Source organism: Bacillus cereus group sp. BfR-BA-01408 (assembly GCF_022663305.1).
In the GTDB taxonomy this organism is placed as follows: domain Bacteria; phylum Bacillota; class Bacilli; order Bacillales; family Bacillaceae_G; genus Bacillus_A; species Bacillus_A pacificus.
Genome location: NZ_JAKUFF010000129.1, coordinates 1 through 6,758 on the forward strand (window position 1 = coordinate 1; position 6,758 = coordinate 6,758).

Here is a 6,758-nt window from a genome sequence, read left to right on the forward strand (position 1 = left end):
TTTGTGTTTAACTTTTTCTCTATTTCACCCATGATGAAAGTTAATAACTTTTTTTGAAACGATAATGTGCTGTTACTTTTAAATAACGCCGCGAAAAATGGTTTATGTTCTTTGAAGTATTCAAACCATATGATCGTTCCTTCTATAAACCCTTTGTTTTGTTTCTCATAGCATATTTCTTTTAATTGGTCTAAATGATCGTCCACAATTTTATCTAATAAATTGTACTTATCTAGATAGTGTAAGTAAAAAGTTTTTCGCCCGATGTTTGCTTTTTCGGTAATGTTTTTTACTGTAATTTCGTCGAAACCATCTATAATTAACATTTCTATAAATGCCGATTGAATGGCGTTTTGTGATTTTATAATTCTTCGATCGATTTTCTCCATATGGGTTCCTCCGTTGTTGATACACATATTTCTGTATGTGTGTATTATGACCCAAATGCGTAAATGTGGTCATTGAAACAAGTGGTTGCTCGCTTTATTATAAATATACACGTGAGTAATAACTCTCACAAGTGTAAAATTAAAAATGAGATAAAGGTGGTTTTATATATGGCAGTTACGAAGAAAAATGTACGATTTTATGCAAGAGGTTTACAAGTTGCAGGTATTTTGAACATTCCCGAAGGTGCTGAGGAAAAGAAACAAAATGCAGCGATTGTTTGTGTGCATCCAGGTAGTAGCTGTAAAGATCAAACAGCAGGATTGTATGCGGAAAAGTTAGCAGAACAAGGTTATGTAACGCTTGCATTCGATGCATCATATCAAGGTGAAAGTGAAGGGGCACCGAGATATATTGAGGAACCAGCTGCGCGTGTTGAGGATATTCGCTCAGCGGTAGATTATGTAACTACCCTACCTTATATAGATGAAGAACGTATCGGTGTGTTAGGGGTTTGTGCAGGCGGTGGTTATGCGGTAAATGCTGCGATGACAGAGCGCCGTATTAAAGCGGTTGGTACAGTTGTTGGTGCAAATATCGGCCGTTTAAATCGTGAGTCTAACCCGATTGGTGTGTTAGAGGCAATTGGTAAACAACGTACTGCTGAAGCGCGCGGAGCAGAAGAAATGATTACAAATTGGATTCCTAAAAATCAGGAAGAGTTAGCGGCAGCAGGTATGACGGATATAGATATTGTAGAAGCGGTTGAGTATTACACAACGCCGCGAGGTCAAAGTGTGAACTCTCCAAACAAATTAAACTTTACAAGTATGGGATCGGTAATTGGTTTTGATGCGTTCCATTTAGCAGATACGTTATTAACGCAGCCGCTGCAAATTATTGTCGGCAGCAAGCAAGGCGCATTCGGTTCTTATAAAGATGGTCATGAGCTTTATGAGAAAGCAGCCTCAGAGAAGAAAGATTTACTTGTTGTGGAAGGTGCGAGTCACTACGATTTATATGATCAACCAGAACCAGTAAAAATTGCGGTTGAAAAATTAACAAGTTTCTATAACGAAAATCTGTAAAAGGAATGTTGTTTTGAATTGCACCTCTAATTGTTAGATTTGCGTCTAGCAATTAGGGGTTTTTATTGTGAAGATTGCAGTGCTTAATATTTACGTTTAACGTGCATAACAAGATATAATAGAAGAAATACATAAGGAGGCACGCTGTGAAGAATCGTCGTTATTTCAATATATTTACTATGTTACTTGTATACACACTACTTATGTTTTACATCGGCTGGAACGGATGGGTTTGGCTTCATACGGTATTTGGCTGGGAGTCTTGGGGATATTACGCTTTCGTTGTTGGCTTCATTTCATATGCGTACATTCTCGTGCAAGTGTTTAAGTTTTTGCCATTTCTACGAACGATAGGTTCGATTTGGTTTGCGGTTATACAATACGCGCTTATGCTATTGCCTTTAGCTAATATTATGGTCTTTCTTTTACAGTTTTCAGTGGAGAAAGAAGCGGCAATTATTTGGACAGGGGCGGCTGTGTTAGCTGCATTTATTTTAATCTTTGCGTACGGAGTATTCAACGCATATAGCACGGTAGTAAGAAAATACGAGGTGCACATACCGAAAAAAGTAGAGGGACGTAAAAGCTTACGCATTGCAATGGCTTCTGATATGCATTTTGGTAAATTGTCTGGCGTTTCGCATTTAAAAAGACTTGTCCATCATGTAAATGAAATGGAGCCTGATATTATTTTACTGCCAGGAGATATTATCGATGATCATCCAGGTGTGTTCATTCAAAAAAATATGGGACATATTATGAAACAGATGAAAGCTCCACTAGGCGTATATGGTGTGTTAGGAAACCACGAATATTACGGGCGAGCAGTTCCAGAATTTATACAAGAGATGGATAAGATTGATATTCGCATTTTATTAGATGAAGTAATTACAATTGAAGATCAGTTTTATCTCGTTGGAAGAAGAGATAAAACTGAGCGAGATCGCCAAAGTTTTGAAAATCTTATGAGTGCGGTAGATAAAACGATGCCAGTTATCGCAATGGATCATCAACCATTCGAGTTAAAACAAGCAGCGGATGCTGGCGTAGATTTACTATTATCCGGTCATACGCACCGCGGACAAATGGCGCCAAATCATATTGTAACGAGAAGAATGTACGAACTAGACTGGGGATACGCACAAAAAGGTGCATTCCACGCAATTGTTTCTTCTGGTTTTGGATTTTGGGGACCACCGCTTAGACTTGGAAGTAGATCTGAGGTTGTACAGGTGGATGTTACGTTTGAATAAGTGTATGTAATAGAGAGCTAATGGCTCTCTATTCTTACAAATAAAAAAGGCTCCATATAAGGAGCACTCAATAAAAATAAATGAATTAAAACAAATAACAGACATGTATAATATACAACATTTAAAATTCAATATCAATATATTTGAATTTAATATTGTATTGGTGTCGATTTCATAAAAGAGTTAGGATTATAAGATAAAGGGGGATTATAAGTGATCATATCAGATGTACTATACGGAGAATTTGAAGTGGATCAAGTGGTAGAAGAATTAATCTTAAGTAAGTCTGTGCAAAGACTAAAAGGTATTCATCAAACTGGCGCAAGTTATTTAGTGAACAAGGAATGGAATGTAACGCGCTTTGATCATTCAGTTGGTGTTATGTTGTTAGTTAAAAAGCTAGGTGGTTCAGTAGAAGAGCAAATTGCAGGTTTACTGCACGATGTATCGCATACTGCTTTCTCCCATGTGGTTGATTACGTTTTTGATAATAGAAATGAAAGTTATCATGAAGAGATATTTAGTTCTGTTGTGAAACACTCAGAAATTCCAGCGATTCTTGCGAAGTATGGCTATAACTATGAAGAGATTTTGTTAGATGATTCGAAGTGGACGTTATTGGAAAGATCAGCGCCCGAATTATGCGCAGATCGAGTGGATTATACGTTACGAGATATGTATACATATGGGTATATTTCTTTAGAAGAAGCTCACAGTTTTTTAGAAGATGTAATTGAAGTAAACGGAAAAATGGTCCTTCAAAACATCGAAATGGCAGAGTGGTTTACAGAAACGTATTACAAAGAAGTCATCGATTTCTTTATGCAACCAATGAATAGTTACGGAAATGATATGTTAGCAAAAACGCTAAAGTTAGCTCTACACAAAAAGGTTATTCACGCAGATGATTTTCTTCTTGAAGATGATGAGCTAATTTCGAAATTGCAGCAATGTAGTGATCCGGAAGTACATGCTTTAGTAAGCAAAGTTCATCCGAATGTAAAAGTAAAAGAAGATAGAAATGATTATGATTTATATCAGAACAATAAAGTCCGTCTTATTGATCCGTCGTTACTTCGTGAAGGGGAAGTCGTTCCATCGTCTGTTGTGTCAGAAAACATAAGGAAGATGAGTGAGATTGCTTATGAAAAAGCGGTGAGAGGGATGTATGTGAAGGTGGTTTCGGATTAAAAAAGTAGAGCATCACCCCTAGATGCTCTACTTTTCCTACATCACTGATTAAACCAATTCCAAACCTCAATATCTCCAAGAGTCGCATAACGAACGTGAGGCGAGTTTTGTAATTTTAATAACTCTTTCGACGGTCCGGTAATGACGATCCCGTATACTTTTACACTGTTCTCTTTTACATACTCATAGCGTTTATCTAAGTTTAGTTCTTTTTCAGGAGTCCGAGTAGTTTTACTTACAGTTTCTTTATGTGTAGAAAGAATGCGCATCATTTCGATTACTTCATCTTCTTTTGTCTTCGGTCGTTCTGCTTCACTATCAGGGAGGTTTATATGTTCTGGAAATCCGATAACCTCTCCGCTATGCAAGATAAAATCTTCTTCATCTATTCTTTCTTGCCCTGTGTCTAAAGCGTACCATAAAGGAGTTGGCGGCATTTCTTGTGCTTCAAATACGCTATATAAAAGGGATTCTACTTCCTGTAACGTGTAAGGTTTGTCAAAAGATATCGCTACTTCTGCAACGGTGCCCTCATGTATCTTTCCGAGTGTATCCCAAACTTTTTTAGATATTTCTTTCAAATGATCATCTTGCTTGATTTTTGGGTGAACAAAGGAAAGTTTTTTGGAAAAGGGTTTGTTTTCCCATGATTTATTTTTGACAGTTACAGATGATAAGAAGCTACGCGTTGTTACTGTACCAATTGGAATTTCTTTTTTGCCGACCGTTTTAACTAAATTCATTTCATTTTCTGTACGGAAAAAGGGTTTAATCTTTGTACTGCCTCCAGCGGAACGACTATTTGGAATGGTTGCTTCTAGTGCGAGTGCTGGAATTTCATCTACTTCGACTAACTTTTTCATATTATAGAAGTAAAGAGAAGACGAAAAATGGCCGACAAAATAGATTGCAATACAAACGGCAAGGACAAAACTAACGGTTTGCCAACGTTGTTTCCATTTTATTTTCCAAAACGGGACTTTCAGGTTTTGTGGTGGTAGTCTTTTCTTTATTGGTTCATTCTTCAAAAGCAACTCATCTAAATAAGCTTCACACTCTTCACATGTCTCAATATGACTTTCTAACAGCTCTTGTTCATCATGCGTGAGTGTTCCGTTTTCGTATTTCTCCCATAGTTTTTTAAATGCTGCACAACCCATCTATATCACTCCTTTATGTTTCTCGTTTCTTTTCGTCCGCGGTGTAATTCAATTTTTACTTTCGCGAATGAGAGACCGGTCATTTCTGCTATTTCCTTATACGAGAATCCGTAGTAATCTCGTAGTAACAGAACATTTCGTCTTTCGAGCGGAAGAGAAGATAAACTGTCTAACCAACTAGCAATCTCATGTTTTACGAAATATTCATGTTCTGTACTTGGTACGTTTGGTAAATGGAATTCTTCCACTGTAGTTGTTTTATATTTTTTCTCTTTTCGATACCAATCGATAAAGGTGTTGTAGGCAATTGTAAATAACCACGGTCTAATTTCTTCGCCTTTGTAATAGTCAATATGGACGAGCATTCGGTAAAAGGTTTCTTGCATGAGATCTTCAGCAAAATGAGAATCTCCGGTGAGGGAGAGAAGATAGCGAAATAAATCATGCATATGCTCTGTATAAATGTCTTCTAATGATTGTTTACGTTTCACTAATTTCCCTCCCTTCATACATAACAACGAAATACATATAAAAAAGTTACATTTGTTTTTAAAATTATAGTAAAAAACGTCAAGAATTGGATAAGATTCTCTTTTATCATAATACATATAAGGCGGGTGAACAGAGATGGAAAGCTATGAAACACAAATTCAAAGGTCCATTGATTATATTGAGGAAGATGTAATGGAAAAACAGACGCTGCGTAATTTAGCGCGTATTGCAGGTTTTTCTGAGTCGCATTTTCATCGTGTATTCCAGGCGTTAGTAGGTGATACGGTAATGGAGTATGTTCGAAAGAGGAGGCTAGCCCGGGCAGCTTATCAACTTTCTCATACGGATGAAAAAATTATTGATATCGCATTTGAGCATGGCTTTCAATCTCACGAAACGTTCACGAGAGCCTTTAAAAAATTATTTCAAATGACACCGAGTGAATATCGAAAGCAAGAAATAGAAACACCGATGTATTCCAGCGTGAATGTAAAGCAAAGAAAATTAAATCCGTATTTAGGAGGCATACAAATGGAATATCGTATTGTAAATAAACCAGAATTTTTAGTGGCGGGTTATGAACTGAAGACGACAAGTAAAGAAGGGAAAAACCATCAAGACATTCCAGCATTTTGGCAAGAATATTTACAAAAAGATCTTGGAACGACAATTCCGAATCGTAAAGATACGAGCCAATGGGTAGAGCTTGGATTATGTACTGATTTTAATTTAGAAACAGGGGACTTCACGTATATTATTGGAATGGAAGTTACAGACTTTGAAAATGTACCAGATGGAATTGCGAAGCGTACGTTCCCATCGGCTACATATGCAGTATTTACAACGCCGAAAGTTCCTCATGAAGAAATGGTGTCGTCTATTCACCAAACCTGGAACGCAGTATTCTCAGAATGGTTCCCCCATTCAGGCTATGAACATTGCGGCGTTACAGAGTTTGAACTATACGATGAGCGTTGCCACGAAGATAAAAGTGAGTTCGCTCAAGTGGAACTTTGGATACCGGTGAAGAAAAAATAATAGAGTGAGGGCGAGTCATTGAGAAATGGCTCGCTTTTTTATTTCGTGAAATTTCAATTGGCGCGGGCGGAATCGTTGTTTTTCAGGAGCTTTGCATATAAGATGGGGTGTTATTGTTGTCAATTTTTGTCGGTAAGTCGATATATTCA

At 37.2% G+C, this 6,758-nt stretch carries 7 protein-coding genes; 4 read left to right on the forward strand and 3 right to left on the reverse strand.

The genetic code is table 11. The features are described from left to right. On the reverse strand, nucleotides 1-389 hold a 389-nt coding region (locus MR083_RS25715; protein WP_242270048.1), incomplete at its 3' end, for a TetR/AcrR family transcriptional regulator. A gap of 168 nt (nucleotides 390-557) precedes the next feature. Between MR083_RS25715 and MR083_RS25720 the strand changes: the two genes are divergently transcribed. The 3 genes from MR083_RS25720 (at nucleotide 558) to MR083_RS25730 (ending at nucleotide 3,919) form a co-directional block, all read left to right on the forward strand. Then, on the forward strand, nucleotides 558-1,475 hold the full coding sequence (locus MR083_RS25720) for an alpha/beta hydrolase (RefSeq protein WP_061183266.1): 918 nt from the start codon (nucleotides 558-560) through the stop codon (nucleotides 1,473-1,475). 146 nt (nucleotides 1,476-1,621) lie between these two features. After that, nucleotides 1,622-2,728: a metallophosphoesterase gene (locus tag MR083_RS25725; RefSeq protein WP_242270049.1), complete on the forward strand. Its 1,107-nt coding sequence runs from the start codon at nucleotides 1,622-1,624 to the stop codon at nucleotides 2,726-2,728. A 213-nt stretch (nucleotides 2,729-2,941) separates the two neighbouring features. After that, nucleotides 2,942-3,919, forward strand: a complete 978-nt coding sequence (locus tag MR083_RS25730) for an HD domain-containing protein (protein ID WP_000587058.1) — start codon at nucleotides 2,942-2,944, stop codon at nucleotides 3,917-3,919. Between the two features lie 41 nt (nucleotides 3,920-3,960). Here MR083_RS25730 and MR083_RS25735 read toward each other — a convergent pair whose 3' ends face one another. Beyond that, nucleotides 3,961-5,079: an anti-sigma factor gene (locus MR083_RS25735; RefSeq protein WP_000501637.1), complete on the reverse strand. Its 1,119-nt coding sequence runs from the start codon at nucleotides 5,077-5,079 to the stop codon at nucleotides 3,961-3,963. A gap of 5 nt (nucleotides 5,080-5,084) precedes the next feature. Next, nucleotides 5,085-5,588 carry an RNA polymerase sigma factor gene (locus MR083_RS25740; RefSeq protein WP_116733398.1) on the reverse strand — a complete coding sequence of 168 codons (504 nt, stop codon included), beginning with the start codon at nucleotides 5,586-5,588 and terminating at the stop codon, nucleotides 5,085-5,087. Nucleotides 5,589-5,706: 118 nt separating this feature from the next. On the opposite strand from MR083_RS25740, the gene MR083_RS25745 reads away from it, so the two are divergent. After that, nucleotides 5,707-6,609 carry an AraC family transcriptional regulator gene (locus MR083_RS25745; RefSeq protein WP_000446828.1) on the forward strand — a complete coding sequence of 301 codons (903 nt, stop codon included), beginning with the start codon at nucleotides 5,707-5,709 and terminating at the stop codon, nucleotides 6,607-6,609. The last annotated feature ends 149 nt before the right edge of the window (nucleotides 6,610-6,758 follow it).